The 20,686-nt window shown below is 62.6% G+C and carries 18 protein-coding genes; 12 read left to right on the forward strand and 6 right to left on the reverse strand.

Translation table 11 applies throughout. From position 1 onward, the window contains the following. Positions 1–70: 70 nt before the first annotated feature. The 3 genes from LAC81_RS32760 to LAC81_RS32770 all read left to right on the forward strand — a co-directional run bounded on the left by LAC81_RS32760 (position 71) and on the right by LAC81_RS32770 (position 2,170). Positions 71–442, forward strand: coding sequence for a hypothetical protein (locus LAC81_RS32760; protein ID WP_223728774.1), 372 nt, complete (start codon positions 71–73; stop codon positions 440–442). A 264-nt stretch (positions 443–706) separates the two neighbouring features. Next, on the forward strand, positions 707–1,375 hold the full coding sequence (locus LAC81_RS32765) for a metallophosphoesterase family protein (RefSeq protein ID WP_223728775.1): 669 nt from the start codon (positions 707–709) through the stop codon (positions 1,373–1,375). A 120-nt stretch (positions 1,376–1,495) separates the two neighbouring features. Further along, positions 1,496–2,170: an HAD family hydrolase gene (locus tag LAC81_RS32770; RefSeq protein WP_113535114.1), complete on the forward strand. Its 675-nt coding sequence runs from the start codon at positions 1,496–1,498 to the stop codon at positions 2,168–2,170. A gap of 54 nt (positions 2,171–2,224) precedes the next feature. Here the strand turns inward: LAC81_RS32770 and LAC81_RS32775 are convergent, their stop codons facing one another. After that, on the reverse strand, positions 2,225–3,814 hold the full coding sequence (locus LAC81_RS32775) for an ABC transporter substrate-binding protein (protein WP_223728776.1): 1,590 nt from the start codon (positions 3,812–3,814) through the stop codon (positions 2,225–2,227). Positions 3,815–3,980: 166 nt separating this feature from the next. Beyond that, positions 3,981–4,667: a GntR family transcriptional regulator gene (locus tag LAC81_RS32780; protein ID WP_223728777.1), complete on the reverse strand. Its 687-nt coding sequence runs from the start codon at positions 4,665–4,667 to the stop codon at positions 3,981–3,983. A 242-nt stretch (positions 4,668–4,909) separates the two neighbouring features. On the opposite strand from LAC81_RS32780, the gene LAC81_RS32785 reads away from it, so the two are divergent. The 4 genes from LAC81_RS32785 (at position 4,910) to LAC81_RS32800 (ending at position 9,813) form a co-directional block, all read left to right on the forward strand. Further along, on the forward strand, positions 4,910–5,941 hold the full coding sequence (locus LAC81_RS32785; protein ID WP_113535111.1) for an amino acid ABC transporter substrate-binding protein: 1,032 nt from the start codon (positions 4,910–4,912) through the stop codon (positions 5,939–5,941). A gap of 178 nt (positions 5,942–6,119) precedes the next feature. Further along, on the forward strand, positions 6,120–7,268 hold the full coding sequence (locus tag LAC81_RS32790; protein WP_223728778.1) for an amino acid ABC transporter permease: 1,149 nt from the start codon (positions 6,120–6,122) through the stop codon (positions 7,266–7,268). 3 nt (positions 7,269–7,271) lie between these two features. Further along, a complete protein-coding gene (locus LAC81_RS32795) occupies positions 7,272–8,378 on the forward strand; it encodes an amino acid ABC transporter permease (protein ID WP_223728779.1) in 1,107 nt (368 codons plus the stop codon). Continuing rightward, complete coding sequence (locus LAC81_RS32800; RefSeq protein WP_223728780.1) at positions 8,371–9,813, forward strand: amidohydrolase family protein; 1,443 nt, start codon at positions 8,371–8,373, stop codon at positions 9,811–9,813. Before LAC81_RS32795 ends, LAC81_RS32800 begins: the two co-directional genes overlap by 8 nt. A 54-nt stretch (positions 9,814–9,867) precedes the next feature. Here the strand turns inward: LAC81_RS32800 and LAC81_RS32805 are convergent, their stop codons facing one another. Both LAC81_RS32805 and LAC81_RS32810 read right to left on the reverse strand, forming a co-directional pair. After that, positions 9,868–10,455, reverse strand: a complete 588-nt coding sequence (locus tag LAC81_RS32805) for a YqaA family protein (protein ID WP_223728781.1) — start codon at positions 10,453–10,455, stop codon at positions 9,868–9,870. 113 nt (positions 10,456–10,568) lie between these two features. Further along, a complete protein-coding gene (locus tag LAC81_RS32810) occupies positions 10,569–11,471 on the reverse strand; it encodes an AraC family transcriptional regulator (protein ID WP_223728782.1) in 903 nt (300 codons plus the stop codon). 99 nt (positions 11,472–11,570) lie between these two features. On the opposite strand from LAC81_RS32810, the gene LAC81_RS32815 reads away from it, so the two are divergent. Continuing rightward, complete coding sequence (locus tag LAC81_RS32815) at positions 11,571–12,314, forward strand: SDR family oxidoreductase (RefSeq protein WP_223728783.1); 744 nt, start codon at positions 11,571–11,573, stop codon at positions 12,312–12,314. Positions 12,315–12,360: 46 nt separating this feature from the next. Here the strand turns inward: LAC81_RS32815 and LAC81_RS32820 are convergent, their stop codons facing one another. Both LAC81_RS32820 and LAC81_RS32825 read right to left on the reverse strand, forming a co-directional pair. After that, positions 12,361–14,631: a methyl-accepting chemotaxis protein gene (locus LAC81_RS32820; protein WP_223728784.1), complete on the reverse strand. Its 2,271-nt coding sequence runs from the start codon at positions 14,629–14,631 to the stop codon at positions 12,361–12,363. 159 nt (positions 14,632–14,790) lie between these two features. Continuing rightward, the gene (locus LAC81_RS32825) at positions 14,791–15,438 is read right to left on the reverse strand and encodes a TetR/AcrR family transcriptional regulator (protein WP_223728785.1); all 648 of its coding nucleotides are present in this window, start codon (positions 15,436–15,438) and stop codon (positions 14,791–14,793) included. Between the two features lie 137 nt (positions 15,439–15,575). On the opposite strand from LAC81_RS32825, the gene ligD reads away from it, so the two are divergent. From ligD to LAC81_RS32845, 4 genes are read left to right on the forward strand one after another with little or no spacing between them, the layout of a single operon-like run. Further along, positions 15,576–18,038: a DNA ligase D gene (ligD, locus tag LAC81_RS32830; protein WP_223728786.1), complete on the forward strand. Its 2,463-nt coding sequence runs from the start codon at positions 15,576–15,578 to the stop codon at positions 18,036–18,038. Positions 18,039–18,064: 26 nt separating this feature from the next. After that, positions 18,065–18,949, forward strand: coding sequence for a Ku protein (locus LAC81_RS32835; RefSeq protein WP_223728787.1), 885 nt, complete (start codon positions 18,065–18,067; stop codon positions 18,947–18,949). Continuing rightward, entirely contained in the window at positions 18,949–20,034 is a 1,086-nt protein-coding gene (locus LAC81_RS32840; protein ID WP_223728788.1) for a tetratricopeptide repeat protein, read from the forward strand. Before LAC81_RS32835 ends, LAC81_RS32840 begins: the two co-directional genes overlap by 1 nt. 2 nt (positions 20,035–20,036) lie before the next feature. Next, the gene (locus tag LAC81_RS32845) at positions 20,037–20,678 is read left to right on the forward strand and encodes an alpha/beta fold hydrolase (protein ID WP_223728789.1); all 642 of its coding nucleotides are present in this window, start codon (positions 20,037–20,039) and stop codon (positions 20,676–20,678) included. The last annotated feature ends 8 nt before the right edge of the window (positions 20,679–20,686 follow it).

Below are 20,686 nucleotides of genomic sequence, written 5' to 3' on the forward strand. Positions count from 1 at the left end.
CCCGGATGGTCGGCGACCTCCTTTTGCCAATCGGTCCGAAGGATCGAGGTGCTATTCGCAGGAGGATTACATGCACGTCGTCGGTATACAGGTTTCCCCGGAAGGAGCCGGGCGGGCCGGGTTCAGCGTCGAATTCGTCGGCGATGGCGGGGAAGTCGTGACCGTGATGTGCCCGCAGGATAGTGCGGGCTCCTTGAATCGGCTCAATGCGGTCGCGAAGGCAAAGGATATGCTCAGAACAGCACTGGACGCAGACGAAGCGCTTCAGTCTGCAAGCGGTGCGAAGGCCTCCACTCGCGGAGCATTGCCGACTGCACGTCAGGCCCACGACCAGAATGTGATGGAAGAGCAACTCGATGAGGGGCTCGAAGACACATTTCCGGCGAGCGACCCGGTATCGATCGCCACTTCGACGATTGCAAAAGGCCACTCCCGCCGCTGACGGCCCAACGACAATCCCGCCGTCCTCGTGAAGACGGCGAGTGCGCCTTCGCGCCCTTGTTCGAAAACGTGCCTCCGCCCAGTTTCGGCCATTTCGGCGGACTATCGGCAAAATTGTCGGGCGCTTGGACGCGAGTCGGTTGTCTCAATCGACATCGCGCGCATACGTTTCGACGGAAGACTTGCTATAGTGTTTTGATTTATCGATATTTTCCCTTGGATCGGCTCGGTTCGGGGGCATGGAGTATGTGTGGAGAGTAGACGCATGGCCGTCCGGCAACTCACCTTCGCAATCGGCGACATCCATGGTTGCCTCGACCAGTTGCGCGTGCTCTTGCACGAGATTGAAGCCTACGCGCCGGCGGGCAGGGTGATCTTTCTCGGCGACCTGATCGACCGAGGGCCGGAAAGCCGCGGTGTCGTCGAGTTGGTCATGGCCGGCCCGTCCAAGCCCGGTTGGACCTGGCTGACCCTCAAGGGCAACCATGAGGAGATGCTATGGGGTGCCAGCAGAGGCGAGAGCGACGTTGATTGGTGGCTGATGAACGGCGGTCAGGAGACGCTGGTCTCCTACAACGGCGTCGTTCCCGGTCGGCATCTGAAGTGGATCAAGGAACTGCCGACGATCCTGGTAGAACGATACCGCATATTCGTGCATGCGGGTATCGACGAGACGCTGCCGCTGGAGCAGCAAGGCGACGAGATCTTCCTGTGGATCAGGCGGCCCGACGACTATTCCGGCGACTATTGGGGGAAGCATCTCTGCCACGGGCACACGCCCAGCCTGGCCAATCCGCGCACCGTCGGCAACCGCACCAATGTCGACTCCGGCGCCGTCTTCGGTGGCGTGCTCTCCTGTGCCGTCTTCGATGACGATCAGCCGGGTGGCCCGATCGACTTCCTCATGGCAACGCAAATCCAGGCTGCAAGCTGAGCGGCATCGCTGGCGCTTGCGGCGCAAATTTCATTGTGCGCCGGGCCATCCGGTAGTAGGTGTGCCTTCTCCATAGGGCGATGTCTGCTGCCGCCCGTTTCACCATCTCAGGGGATTGCCTTGGACGCTGCGCCTTCATCCGTGTTCACGAAGAATTTTGCTGCCCTGCTGTTCGATATGGACGGCACCTTGCTGAACTCCATGGCCGTCGTCGAGCGCGTCTGGGGCGCCTGGGCCGTGCGCAACGGGATCGACCCGGTCGAGTTCATAAAGACCGTCCACGGCGTTCGCGCCGTCGATACGATCCGCAATCTCGAGCTGGCCGATGTCGATCCGGAAAAGGAAGCCCATGATCTGGCGCTCGCGGAGATCGCCGATGTCGAGGGTATCGTTGAAATTCCGGGCGCTGTCGCCTTCCTGAATTCCCTGCCGGCGGAAAAATGGGCGATCGTCACGTCGGCGCCGCTCGATCTGGCGGTGCGCCGCCTTGCCGCTGCCGGCATCCCGACGCCGCAGCTGATGATTACGGGTGAAGATGTTTCTGCCGGCAAACCCGATCCGCAAGGGTACCGGATGGCGGCCGAGCGTCTGGGCGTGCGCCCGGAGGATTGCCTGGTCTTCGAAGACGCGCCTGCCGGAATTCTCGCCGGCATTGCAGCCGGCGCCGACGTCGTCGTCGTCACCGGCGCCCATGAGGCTGCAGAAGGTACTCCGCACCTGACGCTTGCCCGCTACCATGACATCGAGGTGGAACTCGCAAGCGACGGCATGCTGTCGCTGCGTCAGGCGCTCTGAACGCTCCAAACGAGCCGAAGGTCGTCGCCGACCTTCGGCTCTGCCCAATCCGGATCAGGCGTTGAGCCAGCACTTTGTCAGCGCGTGGCCGCCCATCAGTTCGCCGTTCGGATCATCGACCCAGCCGCCGACCTTTTCGCTGGTCGCGTCGATGTAGTTGTTGAACATCGGCACGATGACGCCGCCTTCGTCGCGCAGCATCACGGCCGCCTGGCGATAAAGCGCCTTGCGCTTGGCCGTGTCGAGTTCGCCGCGCGCGGTAAAGATGAGCTTGTCGAAGTCTTCGCGCTGGAAGCGCGTGTCATTCCATTCGGCCTTCGACAGGTAGGCGATGGAATAGACCTGATCCTGCGTCGGCCGCCCGGTCCAGTAGGACATGCTGAAGGGCTGCTTGTTCCAGACGTCCGACCAGTAGCCGTCGCCCGGTTCGCGCTTCAGGTCGATGGTGATCCCGCACTTGGCGGCGCTCATCTGGAAGAGCTGTGCCGCGTCGACCGCGCCGGGGAAAGCGACATCGGATGTCCGAAGCAGCACTGCGCCACTGTGGCCGGACTTCTTGTAGTGGAACTTGGCCTTGTCCGGATCGAACACCCGCTGTTCGATGTCATTGTCGAAGAGCGGGTAGCCCTTGATCATTGGCGTGTCGTTGCCGACGGTGCCATAGCCGGCGAGCACTTTGGCGACCATCTCTTCGCGGTCGACGGCGTATTTCAGCGCCAGCCGGAGATCGTTGTTGTCGAAGGGCGCCGTGTTGCAGTGGGCGATGAAGACATAGTGGCCCTTGCCCGGCACGTTGCGGATGACGACGCCCGGCAGGCGCTTGATCAGTGCGACGACCTTGGGCTCGATGCGGTTGATCATGTGGATCTGGCCGCTCTGGAGTGCTGCAGTGCGCGCGGTCGAATCGTTGATCACGGCGATTTCGATCTGGTCGGCATGGCCACGCTCGGCAGAGCCCCAGTAGCCCTCGTGGCGTTCGGCAATGTGTTTGACGCCCGGCTCGTTGGAAACGACCTTGTAAGGGCCGGTGCCGATACCCGCGGTCGGGTCGTCCTTGCCGCCGTTCGGCTGGATCATCAGGTGGTAGTCGCTGACGACATAGGGCAGGTCGGCGTTCGGTGCCCGCAGCGTGATGACCACGCTGTCGCCGTCGGCCTTGATCGTCTCGAATTCCTGGACGAAGGGCAGGGCGGCCGACTTGGAATCGGCATCGCCGTGACGTTCAAGCGTCGCCACCACGTCGGCCGGGGTCAGTGCCTTGCCGTTGTGAAAGGTGACGTCCTTGCGGATCTTGAAGCGCCAGGTCTTGGCGTCGGGCGTTGCCTCGTAGGATTCGGCAAGGCGGTACTCGATCTCACCGGCCGGCGAGACCTCGAGAAGCTGCTCCCCCCAGCAGCGCCCGAGTGTGTAGGGGACCTGGCTCGCCCAGGTCGCGGGATCAAGGCTGTTCGTCGATTCGCCGCCGACGAGGCCAGCTTTCAGTGTCCCCCCTTTGATCGGCCCGGCCGCACGGGCCGCCTGCCCGAGCAGCAGGTTCGCCGACGCGACGGTCACGCCGAGCGCTGCAGCGCGCCCGAGAAACTCCCGTCTCGACAGCCTTCCTGCGGCCACCTGTTGGCTCATGAATTCCAGTTCTCTTGGCATGGCTCACTCCCTCCCTTGTAAGACCCGCCCGGCGCACCGGTATCGTTGCAGGATATTGGAGGCAGATATCGCGCATGGATTCTTGCCGCGCGACAGTTGGTGCCGCAGATCGACTGAAGAACGTCGTGTCTTCGACCGCCGACACCGCCGGCGGCGATAGACGGGATCAACCCTTGCGGGCGTAACGTTGCAGAATGGCGGAGATATCCGGCTCGGTTTTGTCTACATCGAGTTCGGCGCGCAGCTCGACCGCATCCAGATGCTCGAGCATGATCCGTTCCGCCGTGGCGGTGTCGCGCGATTGCAGCGCGCGGATGATGCCCACATGCTCGTCGACGGCGCACTCCGGCGAATGCAGTCGGGCGAAACGCGCAAGGATCAATGAGCAGCGCGAGACGATCTCCCGGACAAAGCGCGTCAGCGCCTGCGAGCCCGTGAGTTCGGCAAGCAGAATATGGAATTCGCCCGCGAGCCGGATTGACAGTGGGCCGTGATCGGAAAAGGCTGCCTCTTCCTGCTTCACGTGCTGTTCCAGCCGCTTGACGTCGGCGCTGCCGAGATCGGCCACCAGCCGCCGGATCACCTCTGCCTCCAGCATGCGTCTCAGCGCGAAGATATCGCGGGCTTCCTCCAGCGTCGGCTCCGCTACGCAAGCGCCCTTGTTGGCTCTCAGTTCGACAATGCCCTCGGCGTTCAGCCTGACCAGGGCCGCGCGAACGCTGGTACGGCTGACCTTGAAGTGATCGGCGATCGTGTCCTCGGAAAGCTTCGTGCCCGGCTTCAAGGCCTGCTCCAGGATAGCCTGGCGCAGGAGCTTGTAGACGACGTCGCTGCGGCTCGACTTCTCAGACAAGGTTGCCTCCCCTCAACGGGCCGATCGAGGACCGGCCGAACATGTCCAATATCCTCGATAGCTCCCGTCCACATGGTCGTCAATATTGTATACAATAATGTTGATGTTTGTATTCTATTGTCGTATGCAATTGTTGGCGCTGAAAAAACAACGTCGGTGCCAGCCGGTTCAGGAGGAGGCGTGCGAAGAGGATCGCGCGACCTGGGCAGGCGAAAACGAGGACAGCCAATGGGAGGGAACTCATGAAAAGCAGGATTCTGCAGCTCTGCGCGACGGTCGCGGGCATTGCGGTCGGACTTGTGGCGGCAACGTCTGCAAACGCGGCGACGACGCTCGAAACGGTCAAGGCGCGCGGCAAGCTGATCTGTGGCGTCTCGATGAGCACGCCGGGCTTTGCCACCGCTGATGCCAAGGGCCACATGGAAGGCTTCGACGTCGACGTCTGCCGCGCCGTGGCTGCCGCTGTCTTCGGCGATCCGGAGAAAGTCGATTTCGTCCTGACCAACATCAACACGCGCTTCCAGGCGCTTCAGTCCGGCGAAATCGACATGCTGTCGCGCCAGACGACCATGACCTTTTCGCGCGAAACGTCGCTCGGGCTCGATTTCGGCCCGACCGTGTTTTACGACGGCCAGGGGCTGATGGTGCCGAAGTCGCTCGGCGTCAACAGTGCCAAGGAACTGACCGATGCGGCGATCTGCACGCTGCCGGGCACCACGACCGCGCAGAACCTCAGCGACTTCTTCCGCACGATCGGCGGCAAGTTCGAGTTGGTCGTCTTCGAAAACCCGGACGAAAACCGCAATGCCTTCTTCTCCGGCCGTTGCGAAGCGATCTCGTCCGACCGTTCGGACCTTGCTTCGATCCGCGCCGTCGCCAACAACCCGGACGACTACGTCGTTCTGCCGGAAACCATCTCCAAGGAGCCGTTGGCGCCGGCCGTTCGCCAGAACGACTCCAATTGGCGTGACATCGTTTCCTGGTCCGCCTGGATGCTGATGGCGGCCGAAGAGCGCGGCATCACTCAGGCCAACGTCGACGAGATGACCAAGAGCGAGGATCCGGAGATCCAGCGCATGCTCGGCGTCAACGAAGAACTCGGCAAGATGCTGAACCTCGACAACAAGTGGGGTTACAACATCATCAAGGGCGTCGGTAACTACGGTGAAGTGTTCGAGCGCAACCTCGGCACCAAGACTGCGCTTGGCCTGACGCGCGGTCCGAACACGCGCTGGAGCGAAGGTGGCCTGCTCTACGCACCGCCGTTCCGTTGAGGATTGACGGGCCCGCGCTTCGGTGCGGGCCCACCTCTCCCCATTCTGCCCTGGGCGGGATGAGGAAAGTGCGCGCGGTTTTCCGCCCGCACCCCGCTCTAAACGATGAAAATCGATCAGATTTATGATTTTGGGTCGCGCCGACCCAAGATCATCATGCTCTAAGGGACGGGTGCCGATGCCCCTGTTTTATGACGCGCGCATTCGCGCCTATCTCTATCAAGTGATCGCCGTCGGCCTCGTCTTGCTCGTCGCCTGGGTGATGTTCAGCACCGCGAGCGCCAATCTTGCCAAGCAGGACATCGCGACCGGTTTCGGCTTCCTGGCGCGCCAAGCTGGCTTCGTCATTACGGAGACCGCGATCACCTACGAACCGACCGATACGATCGGTCGTGCGATCCTTGTCGGCATCGCAAACACGGTCAAGGTCTCGTTGCTCGCGGCGATCCTCGGCACCATCTTCGGCCTGCTCGTCGGCATCGGGCGGTTGTCTCACAATCCCGTTCTGTCGCGGCTGATGCTTGCCTATGTGGAAGCGCTCCGCAACGTGCCGCTACTGCTCTATCTGCTGCTTTGGTACTCGCTGATCATCTCCACGTTTCCGCCGGTCAAGCAGGCGATCCAGATGCTTCCGGGTGTGTTCCTGTCGAATAGCGGCCTGGTCATGCCCGCGCTGCACTGGGAAAGCGGGTTTGCGGCCCTGGTTACGGCAATCCTTGTCGGCATCGTTGCGGCCACCTTCGTCGCCCGGATGCTCGGCCGCCAGCGCGTCGTTAGCGGCAAGGACAGACCGGTCGCCTTGATCGCGACGGTCGCATTTCTTCTACCGCTCGTGGCGGCATTGCTGCTCGCCAACATTTCCGTCACCTGGGACGTGCCTGAGCTCGGCCGGTTTCGCCTGAGCGGCGGCTATCACCTGCGTCCGGAGTTCGTGGCGCTTCTCCTCGGGTTGACGCTGAGCGTATCGGCCAATGTCGCGGAGATCGTCCGGGCCGGCATCCAGGCGGTCAGCAAGGGGCAATGGGAAGCGGCGACGGCGCTTGGCCTGTCCCGTGCGCGCACTCTGAAGCTGGTGATCCTGCCGCAGGCGCTCAGAATCATTATTCCGCCGCTGACCAACACCTATCTGACCGTCTTCAAGAACAGCTCTCTCGCGATCGCCATCGGCTACCCCGACCTGGTGATGGTCTCGAACACGATCATGAACCAGACCGGCCAGGCGATTGAATCCATTGCCATCTTCATGGGTGTCTATCTCGGTTTGTCGATCCTCATCTCGCTGGTGATGAACTGGTACAACGCCAAGGTCGCGCTGAGGGAGCGCTGAGTCATGACACAGATCGATACCCTCATCGGCGATCCGTCGCTTACGTCCCAGCGCGAAGCGCCACCGGCCCCGAAAGGCCGCTGGCTCAGCGCCTATTTCGGAACGCCGGGCAACGCGCTGATCACCATCCTGTGCCTTGGAACGATCTTCGCGCTCGCCAAGCTTGCGATCGGCTGGCTGTTCATCGACGCCACCTTCGTCGGCACGCCGGCGGAGTGCAAGGCGACGATCGGCGCCTGCTGGCCGTTCCTGTCGGCGAAGATGCGCTACATCTTCTTCGGCTTCTATCCGTTCGAGGAGCAATGGCGGCCGCTGACCGCGATGCTCCTGTTTCTCGGTGCCTGCATCGTCTCCATGGTCCCCAGGGTCTGGGGACGGGGGCTGTTGATCGCCTGGATCGCGGTCGTCCTCCCGGTGCTCTATGTGTTGATGGCGGGTGGGTACTTTGGTCTGACGGTCGTGCCCACGACGCAATGGGGCGGCCTGCCGCTCTCCTTCATGCTCTCTTTTATCGGGCTTGCCTGTGCGCTGCCGCTCGGGATCGCGCTGGCGCTCGCCCGGGCCTCCAGCCTTCCGGCAATCCGTATCCTGGGGGTGAGCTTCATCGAGATCGTGCGCGGCGTGCCGCTGATCAGCATCCTGTTCATGGCAACGGTCATGCTGCCGCTGTTCATGCCCAATGGCATCACTATCGACAAGCTCATCCGCGCACAGGTGGCAATCATTCTCTTCGCCGCAGCCTATATCGCCGAGATCGTTCGTGGCGGCTTGCAGGCGGTGCCCAAGGGGCAGGTGGAGGCCGGACATTCGCTGGGCCTGCACTATTGGCAGATCATGCGCAAGATCGTGCTGCCGCAGGCGCTAAAGAAGGTCATCCCGCCGCTCGTCAGCCTTTTCATCGGCTTCTTCCAGGATACGACGCTGGTAACCATCGTCGGCCTGCTCGACTTCCTCGACACCGTCCGCACCGCCATGCGCGATCCGGAATGGCAGGGCATCGCGGTGCTGGAAGGCTACGTCTTCGCGGCCGTCGTCTACTTCGTTTTCAGTGCTCTCATGGGAGCTTACAGCCGTTTCCTCGAACGTTATTTCAGGACCACGCATGACTAAAGAAATCCACGTCATCCGCAATGTGCACACGCTCGTCGCCTTCGACAGCGAGCGCAATGGCCACGTCTACCTGCACGACGTCGACATCGCCTACGACGACAAAGGCTTCGTCCACGTCGGCGGTAGCTATGACGGGCCGTACCACAGCGAGAGTTCCGGCCGCGACCGGATGATCATGCCGGGTTTTGTCAACGTCCATTGCCACTCCGGGGAAGAGCCGATCTCCAAGGGCATCTTCGAGGACATGGGCACGGCAGCGCTTTGGGGCAACGCGCTCTACGAATACTCCAACCTTCTGGAGATCGATGACGACGCGATCGAGGCGTCGCTGACCGTCATGGTCGGCGACCTGATGCGCAGCGGCGTTACCACGCTGCTCGATATCGCCGGCCCGCATGAAAGCTGGTTGCCGACGCTCGCGCGAAGCGGCGCACGCGCCTTCGTCGCGCCGGGCTTCCGGGAGGCGCAGTGGCATGTCGAAGATAGCCACCGTCTCGACTTCCGTTGGGACAAAGCGCGCGGACGCGATGCGTTTCAGCGTGCTCTGGAGGTCGTCGATACGGCGACTGCCCACCCCTCGGGCCGCCTCGGCGGCGTCGTGGCACCGTCGCAGATCGAGACCTGCTCGCCGGAACTGCTGCAGGATGCGGTGGCGGCAGCGCGCAAGCGTGGGGTTCCGGTCACCATCCATGCGGCACAGACCATGGCTGAGCACGAGGAGCTCCTGCGCCGGCACGGGCTGACGGCGGTGCAATATCTCGAAAGCCTGGGCTTGCTCGGCAAGGACCTGATCCTTGGCCATTGCATCTTCGTCGACAGCCATTCCTGGACGCGTCAGCGCACGGAAGTCGACCTGCGTCTCCTGGCCGATCGCCAGACCACCGTCGCCCACTGCCCGGTCACTTTCTCGCGGAGCGGCATGGCGCTGGAATCGGTCGGCCGCTATCGGCGTGCGGGCGTCAACGTCGCTTTGGGAACGGACAGTTACCCCTTCAATATGCTGGAAGAAATGCGCCAGGCGATGATCTGCGCGCGGCTGTCCGGCAAGTCCGTCTTCGACGTCGCGACCGGTGACATTCTGGAAGCCGCAACCATCGCCGGCGCTCGGGCGCTCGGCCGCGATGATATCGGTCGCATCGCCGTCGGCTCCAAGGCGGACTTCCTCGTGGTTGATCTTCGTCACCATGCGATGCAGCCGGTCTACGATCCGCTGCGCAGTCTCCTGCATTGCGCCGCCGAGCGGGCGATCGAGCGGGTCTATGTCGATGGTACCTGTGTCGTCAGCGGCGGACGGCCGACCCTGATCGACTATGACGGCGCGCTTGCAAAGCTTCAGGAAGCGCAGGACTACGCCTGCCGCAAGGCGCCCGGAAACGATCCGAAGGGCCGTGGGATGCGGACGCTGGCGCCGCTCTCCCTGCCCACTGCCGGTTAGTGAAGGGCGTCGCCCGCCCTTCGATGCCTTCGAAAAGGGGCGGGCGGGAATCGATCAGTAGAAAAGGCGGTGGGCGGCGAAAAGGCAGATCAGCACTGCCGCCGCCCCGCCGGCCAATGCGCCGAGCCGCCGCTCGAGAAAGTCGCGGATTTCCTCGCCGAATCGGCGCAACAGCCATGCGAGCAGGAAGAAGCGTGCACCGCGCGCAACGATCGCCGATACGATGAAGAAGCCGAGGTTGATGTTGGCAGCGCCCGAGAGGATGGTTACGACCTTGATCGGCGGCAGATGCGCCAGACCCGAAGTCACGAGCAGCAACGCCAACATTTCGGAGTCGACCGACGCTTTCAAATGCTCGAAGGTGTCGAGCTTGCCGTAGAACTCCAGGAGCGGCCTTGCCAGCGTGTCGAAGGCGTAGTGGCCGAGATACCAGCCGGCGATACCCCCAAGCACCGAAGCAACGGTGGCGACCAGCGCGTAGCGCCATGCCCGTTCCGGGCGCGCCAGCGCCATGGGGATGAGGAGCAGATCCGCGGGGACCGGAAAGATCGAGCTTTCGACAAAGGCAATGATGCCAAGCCAGACGATGGCGGTCTCGCGTGTCGCGAGCGACATCGTCCAATCATAGAGGCGTCGGAGCATGGGTTAAGGTTCGCTGTTGGTGGTAAGCCTCTCTATAGCCGACCGAGCGGGGTGTAAATGTGACCGCCTCCGGCATTTGAGGGATTTCTCACGAATGGCGAGCGTGGTCGTCGCTAGGCAGTGGCCATACGCGCAAAACGGCTCGGCGATTGGCCGACATGGCGGCTGAAGGCGGTGCTGAAAGTGCTGGCGGAACCGTAGCCAACGCGTTCGGCGATGGAGGCGAGATCGGCATCGCGTTGCCGCAGCAGATCCTTGGCGAGCGCCATGCGCCAGACGAGCAGATATTCCATCGGCGGCACGCCGACAGCGCGGGAGAAGCGCTCAAAGAAGACGGAGCGGGAGAGTGCCGCCTCGCGCGCGAGTTGCGCCACGGTCCAGGCACGGGCCGGATCGGCATGGATCAGGCGAATGGCAGCCGCCAGCCGCGGGTCTCCCAGACCGCGCAGCAGGCCGGGCGTCGCACTTTCGCCCTGGATCGAGCGAAGTGCCTCCACAAGCATCACTTCCACAAGCCGCGCCAGAACCAGGTCGCGCCCCGGGCGATCTTCGCGCGCCTCTTCTCCCACCAGACGTACGAGCGTCGAAAGTCGGTCGATCCCGCGCAGATGCATCAATGTCGGCAGCAGCGAAACCAGCAGTCCGGCATCGGGCGAGTCGAGGACGAAATAGCCGCCGAGCAGGCGCACGTCCGGTTCGCCGTCTTGCCTGCCGTGGCGAACCTCTTCTGTCGGAGCCGGGGTCACTTTGGGATCGATGAAAGTCGGCTGAACCGGTTCGAATCCCGAGAGCGTAAAGCCCGGCGTCGTCGGCAGCAGCACAAAGTCTCCTGCCTCCAGCGTGACGGGTATCTCGCCATCGACGGCGAGCCGGCAGGCGCCCTCGACCACCGTGCAGAAGCTTGGCTGTCCGGAGTCGGCATAGCGCACCGCCCAGCGGCCTGCGCCGCTGATGCCCTTGGTGAAGACCGTGCGCGGGCGGAGAAGTTGAATGAGCTGCGAGAGCGGATCGATCATATCAGGACGATAGCAAATGAAATCAGGACTTCAAGCCGTAGATCGTCCGCGTTCGCGGGAATATCCCTTATCCATCGAAACAAAGGACAGGAAGTCGCGATGAAGACCGTACTGATTACTGGCTGCTCCTCCGGCTACGGGCTGGAAACGGCCCGGCGCTTTCATGCCGAAGGCTGGAACGTGATCGCCACGATGCGCACGCCGCGGCGAGACGTCCTTCCGAGCGCCGACCGGTTGCGTGTCCTGGCCCTCGATGTCACCGATCCCGACAGCATTGCGGCTGCGATCGAGGAAAGCGGCCCGATCGACGCGCTGGTCAACAATGCCGGCGTCGGCGTCGTGGGTGCCTTCGAGGTGACGCCGATGTCTCATGTCCGCAAGGTTTTCGACACCAATACCTTCGGCGTGATGGCAATGACGCAGGCGGTGATACCGCAATTCCGCGCCCGTCGGTCGGGCGTGGTCGTCAACGTCACCTCCAGTGTGACACTTGCCTCGATGCCGTTGGCCGCGGCCTATACTGCCAGCAAGACGGCGATCAGCGGCTTCACCGGTTCGCTTGCTCACGAGCTGGCGGCGTTCAACGTCTGCGTCAAGCTGGTGGAGCCGGGCTATGCGCCGACGACCCGCTTCGCCCACAACACGGCTCTGCGTGTCGAGGACCTGATCCCCGAGGCCTATGCCGAGTTCGCAGCGCCCATCTTCGCGCAGTTTGCCGCACCGCCTTTGGTGACGACGGAGGCAGACGTCGCCGAGGCTGTGTGGCGGGCGGCCAACGACCTGTCCGCCCAGCTCCATTTCCCAGCCGGCGCCGACGCCGTGGCGCTTGCCAGGGCGGGCTGACATCGCTTTGGCAAGCGGACCGTGACCGTGCGGGGCCGGAGGGATATCAGGCGATCAGGCGGAGACGCGCATCGGTCCCCGTCTCTTGCTTCACGCCGGATGTCGTTCGGAATCGCTCGACCAGATCGAACAGGCCAGACGCCTGGCTTGAAAGCCGATGGGTCATGGCCGTGCTGTCTTCGACCATCGCATTGTTCTGCTGGGTCACAGCGTCCAGTGACAGCATGGTCTGGGTGATGTGCTGGAGGTCGTTCGCCTGGTCGCGCGCGTCGCCGGCGATCTGTTGAGTCTGCTCGTTGATCGCATGGATCTGACCGGAGATCTCGTCGAGCGCGTCACCGGCTGCCCGCACCAGCGTTACGCCCTTCGTCACTTCCTCGGCGGAGGTGGTGATGATCGCCTTGATCTCGCGTGCGGCCAGCGCCGACTTCTGCGCCAGCTCCCGCACCTCATGGGCGACGACTGCAAAACCCTTGCCCGCTTCGCCTGCACGGGCCGCTTCAACCCCCGCATTCAGCGCCAGGAGGTTGGTCTGGAACGCGATATCGTTGATCGTGCCGATGATCTGGGAGATCGCGAGCGATCCCTTCTCGATCTGGGCCATGGCGCTGACGGCGTTCATCACCACCTGGCCCGAGCGATCGGAGCTTGCCTTGGCGGCAGCCGCGATCGTTGTGGCCGATGTGGCGTGTTCGGCGGTGCGGCCGATGGTGGCGGTGATTGCGCTGAGCGCCGCCGTCGCTTCCTCCAGCGTTGCTGCCTGATGTTCAGTGCGCTTGGCGAGCTGATCGATGGCGTCGCGGATCTCGTCGGTCTCGCCGTCGATGTCAGCGCTTCTTGTCTTCACGTCGCCAAGGGTGACGGCCAGGCTCTCCAGCGAGAGGTTGAAGTCCGAGCGCAGGCGGTCGAAACCGGCGCCGAAGGGTCGGTCGATGCGGGCAGTCAGATCACCATGAGACAACCGTTCGAGCCCAGACGCCAGCATCTCTACCGCCTCGTTGATCTGGCGCGATACCTCGGACTGGCTCGCCTCGCGGGTCTGCCGCTCCCCTTCGATCATGGTGCGCGTCTCCGCAGCCTCGGTTTCAAGGCGGGCGCGGTCTAGAAGCGCATCACGGAAGACGAGGACGGAGCGGGCCATGTCACCGATCTCGTCCTTGCGGTTGCGGCCGACGCCGAAGATCGTCGTGTCGCCATCGGCGAGCTGGCTCATGTCACAAACAAGGCCGGTGATCGGGCGCGTCAGCCGGCGCGAATACCAGATGGAGATCACCAGCGCTGCCGCAAGGACGGCGAGCGCGGTTGCGAGCGTCCAGTTGCGCAAGGCGGTGACGGCAGCAAAGGCTTCCCGCGAGGTCATGACCGCGGCCATGGTCCAGCGGGCGCCGAAGGCGTCAAGGCTGGTGGCGGCCATCTGCGCTTCCTCGCCGCGGAAATCGGCAAGCTTGCTGCTGACAATGCCGTCTTCTGCCGGCTGGCCTGACGCGATCCGGGCTTTGAGCATATCGTTGTCAGTTGTGGCAGCGCTGTCGGCGAGGAAGAAGCCGTCGCTGTCGAGAAGGATCGTTTCGCCTGTGTTGCCAAGGCCGGTGCGGTTGCCGACGATCTCTGCGATGCGCGCGTCGGGCATCTCCAGGATCAAGGTTCCGATCTTGCCGTCGATCGATTCCAAGGGGATGGCGATGAACGCGGCGGCGTTGCCGCCGAGTGGCGCGTAGGCCTCATAGGAGGCAAAGGCCAGTTTGCTCTTGTCTGTTCCTTCGGCCGTTTCCTGGAAGACGCGCCCGAGCCCCGTGTCCTTCCAGGACGCGCCCTTGAGGTTGACGGCGAAGTCGCCCTTTTTGTTGAGGGAGTAGACGACGTCACCGCTGAGATTGGCAAGCAGTACGTCGCGGTAGTCGTGAGCTTCCGCGAAGCGACGGAAGAACGGGTGATAACGGGCATGGAGCGCGTCGTAGTCGTCGACGCCGGCGGTGCTGTAGAGCGCACGCTTGTCTTCGGCGTTGGGATTTTCGGTCAGATAGCGGCGTTGCAATTCGCTCTCGGCCTTGTCGCCGAACTTTGCGGCCGCGCCATTCAGGTCGCTGAGCGCCTTCGATACTGATTTCTGAGCCTGCAGATTGCGCAGATCGTTTTCCACGGTGGTGAGGTAATGGCGAAGCTCGTTTCGGCGAGCATCGGCGAGCGCCTCCAGCTTCTCGATCGCCGCGCGCGACGACAGGTCGCCACTGACCGTCAGGCCGGCAAGGCTGGTGGCAGCGATGGAGAAGGCAGCCAGAGCCGCCGCTGCGAGGGGTAGCTTCGCGGACAAACGCATAACAATCACCGGACGTGCGAGGGAAGATGGGCCATGCCGAAGGGCTGGTCGCGACGCCTCATGCGCCCGGCGGGGAGAGCTCCCGCGCGGAGAGTTATACGGTCCGATGTTACAGTTTGATGACGCTTGGATGACAATGCCGAAGTTTGGCCTGTCAACCTATCGCGGTAGGGTTCCGTTGAGAAAGATTTCTGCGCAACGCTCGGCGCGCGCCATGACCGTCGCTTCATCGATGCCGTGGATGCGGCCCATCATGACGGCGCGTTGCGGCTCCATCGCCATCATGCCGCGCAAGATACCTGCCGCCATATGGGGGTCGTCTATCGCGAGGCGGCCGTGAGTCGACTGCACCCTCAGCCAGCGCTCCAGCGTTGCGTTCGTCCGCTCGATCGCCCGCTCCCAGAAGGTGGCGGCGATTTCCGGAAAGCGCTCGGCCTCTGCGAGCACCAGGCGGATGATGGCGATCGTGTCTCCGGCCAGCACGAGGTGGCCATAGGCGGCGAGCAGTCGCACGAGACCGGTCTTCAAGCTCACGGCGTCAAAGTGCTCCTCATCAGCTTCGAGCACGAACTCGGCGATCCTGAGGGAGATGACACGTTCGAAGAGATCGGCCTTGGTTGGAAAGAGGCGATAGAGCGTCTTGGTGGAGACGCCGGAATTCTGGGCGATGACGTTGATGTTGGCGGTCTCGTAACCGTGGTCGCAGAATTGCCTTTCGGCGGCAAGGATGATCACCTGCCGGGTCTCGTCGTCGGAGCGGACCTGCGGACGACCGCGGGATCGCGGCGATTTCTGTTTTTCGACCATCGCGACTTTCCAAATTCTTTCGCGATTTTTAGTCGGCATCACGCAGGAAAGCAAACGTTTTCCGAAGCCGGCATATACATGGTGGCTGCCTTCGGTGGGATATTGCGGCCTTTGGGAACACGCCCTAGCTTCGCTATATGGCGACGTCGAAGCTCACGACCTACCGCGCCAAGCGGGACTTTTCCAGGACGCCCGAGCCTGCCGGAAGAACCGGCGGGGAGGGCAATCGTTTTGTCGTGCACAAGCATCATGCCACCGCCGATCACTATGATCTGAGGCTTCAGGTCGGTGACGTGCTGAAAAGCTGGGCGGTTCCCAAGGGGCCGTCGCTCAACCCGGCCGACAAGCGCCTGGCGGTCGAGACCGAAGATCATCCGCTCGACTATATCGATTTCGAGGGCGTCATTCCGGAGGGCGAGTATGGCGGCGGTCCAATGATCGTCTGGGATGCCGGCGTCTGGGCGCCGATGGACGATATCGAAAAGAGCCTGAAGACCGGGGCTTTCAAGTTTCGACTGGCCGGCGAGAAGCTCAATGGCGGCTGGATGCTGACGCGGCTGAAATCGAAACCGGGTGAGGAAGACCAGCGTAACTGGTTGCTTTTCAAGGAGCATGACCTTGCGGCGGACGCTGATGCTGACATCCTGACATTACGTCCCGAAAGCGTGAAAAGCGGACGGCGGATCGAGGAACTGATTGAGCAGCCGAAGAAGCCAGCGAAATGGGCCGTTCTCAAACCCGGCGCCTTGCCGGGCGCGGTGAAAGGCCCGAAGCCGCCTCGGATCGAGCCGCAGCTTGCCAGCCCGACACCAAAGCCGCCGAGCGCGCCGCCGGGCAAGGAGGCCTGGCTCCACGAGATCAAGTTCGACGGCTATCGCACCATGGCGGATATCTCGGACGGCAACGTGAGGCTGATCACCCGCAGCGGGCTGGACTGGACGAAGCGGTACGGCGATCTGCCTGATGCGTTTCGGAAGCTGCCCTGCCGCGAAGCGATCATCGATGGCGAAATCGTCGTGCTCGATGACAAGGGGATCAGCCGCTTTGGGCTTTTGCAGGACGCACTTTCGACCGGCGTCGACAGCAAGCTCGTCTTTTATGCTTTCGATATCCTCCATCTCGACGGATGGAGCCTGACCGAGGTCGCGCTGGAAAGACGCAAGGCGCTGCTGGCCCAACTGCTCGAAGGGCAGGTGTCCAGTCGCTCGGCCATCCAGTACAGCGACCATGTCGAAGGTGATGGGCGTGGACTTTACGAGCACGCCTCAGAGCTGGAGCTGGAAGGGATCGTCTCGAAGCGCGCCTCGGCACCTTACCGGAGCGGTCGCACGCAGACCTGGACCAAGACGAAGGCGCTTCAGTTCGGTGATTTCGTGATCGCCGGCTATACCACCTCGCAGGCAGCCGAAGGTCTTGCTTCTCTCGCTCTCGGAGAATGGGAAGAGAACGAGCTGCACTACCGCGGCAAGGTCGGGACCGGTTTCGATGCGGAGACCGCCAAGCAGTTGCTCATCCGGCTGGAAGCGTTGCGCGGCGATGCCACCGCGCTCGAGGGTGCACCAAGGGAAATCACCTGGGTTCGGCCGGTGCTGAGCGCTCGCATCCACTACTCCAACCGGACGACCGACAATCTCCTGCGTCATGCCGTGTTCAAGGGGCTGCGCGACGTCGAGCTTTCGGCGCCGGCACGGGCGCCGCGCAAGCGGCTGATCACGGATGCGGATCTTGCAAGCATCCAGGTGACCAACGCTGACCGCCGGGTGTTCGGCAGATCCGGGCCGACCAAGCTCGATGTTGCCGTCTACTACGCGCTTGTCGGCGACTTCATGTTGCCGCACATTCTTGGCCGGCCGGTCTCGCTCTTTCGTTGTCCAACCGGAAAGCACGCGGATTGCTTCTTCCAGCGTCATCCTTTCACCGGCATGCCGCCTTCGATCGTCAGCTTCATGTCGGCCAATTCAGAAGGCGAGAGCAAGTCCTTCCTCTCGATCGAAGGCACGAAGGACTATCTCGCGTTGGCGCAGTTCGGCGTCATAGAGCTTCATGCCTGGGGTACGAAGCGCGAACGGCTGGAGAAACCTGATCGCGTCGTGTTCGACCTCGATCCGGGCCAGGGCATCGCCTGGCGCGACGTGGTCGAGGCCGCGGTTCATATTCGTGATGAGCTTGAGGCGCTGGGCCTCGTTCCTTTCGTGAAGACGTCTGGCGGCAGCGGCATCCATATCGTCGTGCCGGTGAAACCGAAACTCGACTGGAAGAAGACGCACAACGCGACGAGCGCAATCGCGACGCGTCTGGCGGCGACTGCGCCCCAGACCTTCACCACAACGATGGGCAAGGAAAACCGCATCAAGCGGATATTCATCGACTTCCATCGTAATGCCCGCAGCCACACGGCGGCAGCACCCTATTCGTTGCGTGCACGCACGAATCTGCCCGCCTCGACGCCACTCAACTGGCCTGATTTGGAGGCTATCGACGCTCCGGAGGATTTGAACTATTCTTCGCTGCCTGGACTTCTGGATACTTTTGGCGATCCCTGGGCCGATATTGACGACTTTGCCAAGGATTTGCCGCTTCTGTCCGAAACGAGGACGTAATGCGTTTGGCCGCGTAGGAGACATCAATGGCGCCCAGGGCAAGTTGGAAAGGTTATCTGAAACTCAGTCTCGTCAGTTGCCCCGTCAGGCTCTATCCGGCGACCAGTTCGAGCGAACGCATCAGCTTCAATCAGCTGCACAAGGACACCCATAACCGGATCAACATGAAACCGGTCGACCCCGAGCTCGGCCTCGTCGAGCGCTCGGATCTGGTCAAGGGTTATGAATACGAAGACAAGAAATACATCATCATCGAGGACAGCGATCTCGACAGCGTCAGGATCGAGTCCAATCATACGATGAACATCGAGGCCTTCGTCGATGAAGGCTCTGTCGACGTGATTTACCAGGACGCGCCCTATTATCTCGCCCCCGACGGCGCGATGGCGGAGGAAACCTTCGTCGTGCTGCGCGAAGCGCTGAAAAAAAGCGGCAAGGTGGCGATTGCGCGCCTCGTGCTTTCGAGCCGCGAACGCGTCGTGACCATCGGCGCGCGTGAAACCGGCATGTTCGTGTGTACGCTGAGAAACCCGAGCGAAGTGCGTGGGACTGCGGAATATTTTGGCAACGTTCCGGTCGGACATCCCGATCCGGAAATGCTGCAGCTTGCCGAAGCGCTGATCCAGCAGAAGATGACGGTCTTCGATCCGAAGAACTACGAGGACCGTTACGAGATCGCGCTGATGAAGATGATCCGCGAGAAGCTCAAAGGCCATAAGCCGATCATTGCTGCAGCGCCCGAACGCGGCAACGTCATCAATCTCATGGATGCCCTGAAGGCGAGCCTGTCGCAGTCGAAGCCGCCGGCAAAGAGCAAGACCAAGGCCGAACCAGCGGCAAAGGAAACTGCCAAGGCGGCTGCTCCTGCTAAGCGCACGACGGCAAAACCGGCGGCGAAGAAGAAAGCCTGATGGCGGTTGCAGGTCAGACATTTGGTATCGTCGGGTCGCTTGCGGCCTTCCCGCGCCGGCTTGTGGCGCGGGAGGTCGAACGCCAGCACGGCCACTTGCGCCGTGGCGTCACGCGCCAAACGACCTATCTGGTATTCGGCCGCAGCCTGCTTGCGAAATCGAGCGAAGCGGAGATCGAAGCCCGTTTCGGCGCCGAACTTGCGGCCGGGCGCTGGCCTATCAGCGAGAACGGCTTTCTTCGCCTCCTGGGCCTGATGTCGGTGCCGGTCGCGTCCGCTCTCACGCGCCAGTCGCTGATCGATCAGGCCAGGCTTTCTCCGCGGGTCTTCGACCTGCTTTCCCTGTTCGATGCCTTCGAACATGACAGCGAGCCCTATTCGTTCCGCGACCTGATCCTCGCCAGGAAATATGCCGAGTTGATTGCCAGCGGGGCAAGCTGGAGCACGATTGCCCGGTCCGTACATCGTTCGGGACAGGTCGCTTCGTTGACGGCGCTTTCGCTGCATCACGGTGGTAGCGATGCGATCTACGCCCGGAGCGCTGAGGGACTGAGCGAGTTGAATGGGCAATTGCTCTTCGATCTCGGCACTCCCGATGATGCCGCCTTGGAAGACCTGTTCGATCTGGCCGAGGAGGCGGAAGCAAATGGCGACTACGAGGAGGCTGCCGCCTTCTATCAGCGTTATCTCGCGATCGACCGGACGGATTCGGTCGCGGCTTTCAACCGCGCCAATTGCCTGAAGGCGGCGGGACGGGAGCTGGACGCCGCGCATGACTATGCCCGCGCGATCAAGCTCGATCCCTCCTTCGTCGAGGCCTGGTTCAACCTTGCCGGGCTGATGAGCGAAAGGGGGCGGATCGACGCCGCGCGCAGGCATCTGAAGAAGGCGATCGAGCTCGACAGCGACTATGCCGATGCCGTCTTCAATCTGGCGAAACTTGAATTCGATGCTGGCGACCTCGCAGAGGCCAGGCGATGGTGGAGCCGCTATCTCGAACTCGATAGCGATAGCGAATGGGCGCGGACGGCCGAGCGCGGCGTGCAATATGTCGATCTGCAGGGCCGGCCAAGGACAGCGGGCTGACAATGGGCGACAGATTCCTTTTTGACGGACCTGAGGATGCGGCGGTTTCCATTCTTCTTGCCCATGGCGCCGGCGCGCCGATGGATTCCGCCTCGCTGAATGCGACCGCCAAGGCGCTCGCCGCAGCGGGCTTTCGCGTTGCACGTTTCGAGTTCGGCTATATGGCAGCAAGACGCACGTCGGACGGGCGCAAGCCGCCGCCCCGCGCTGAAACACTCAACCCGGAATATTTGGCCGCTATCGAGGCGCTTGGAGCAGAAGGACCGCTTATCATCGGCGGCAAATCGATGGGTGGGCGCGTCGCCAGCATGGTCGCCGATCAGCTGCACGCGGCTGGCAAGATCACCGGGCTGCTCTGCCTCGGCTATCCCTTCCATCCGCCGGCAAAGCCAGAGCAGTTACGCACCAAGCATCTCGCCAACCTTAGGACGCCGACCCTGATCTGCCAGGGGACCCGCGACGAATTCGGGACGCGTGAGGAGGTGCCGGGATACACGCTTTCCGACGCAATCGAAGTCCTGTGGCTTGAGGACGGCGACCATGATCTCAAGCCGCGCAAGAGCCTTTCCGGCTTTTCGACTGCTGATCACTTGAGGACCGTGGCCGATGCGGTGGCAGCCTGGGCTGCCCGGCTGACGCGCTGAACTGATCG

This window comes from Ensifer adhaerens, from assembly GCF_020035535.1.
Classification (GTDB): Bacteria; Pseudomonadota; Alphaproteobacteria; order Rhizobiales; family Rhizobiaceae; genus Ensifer.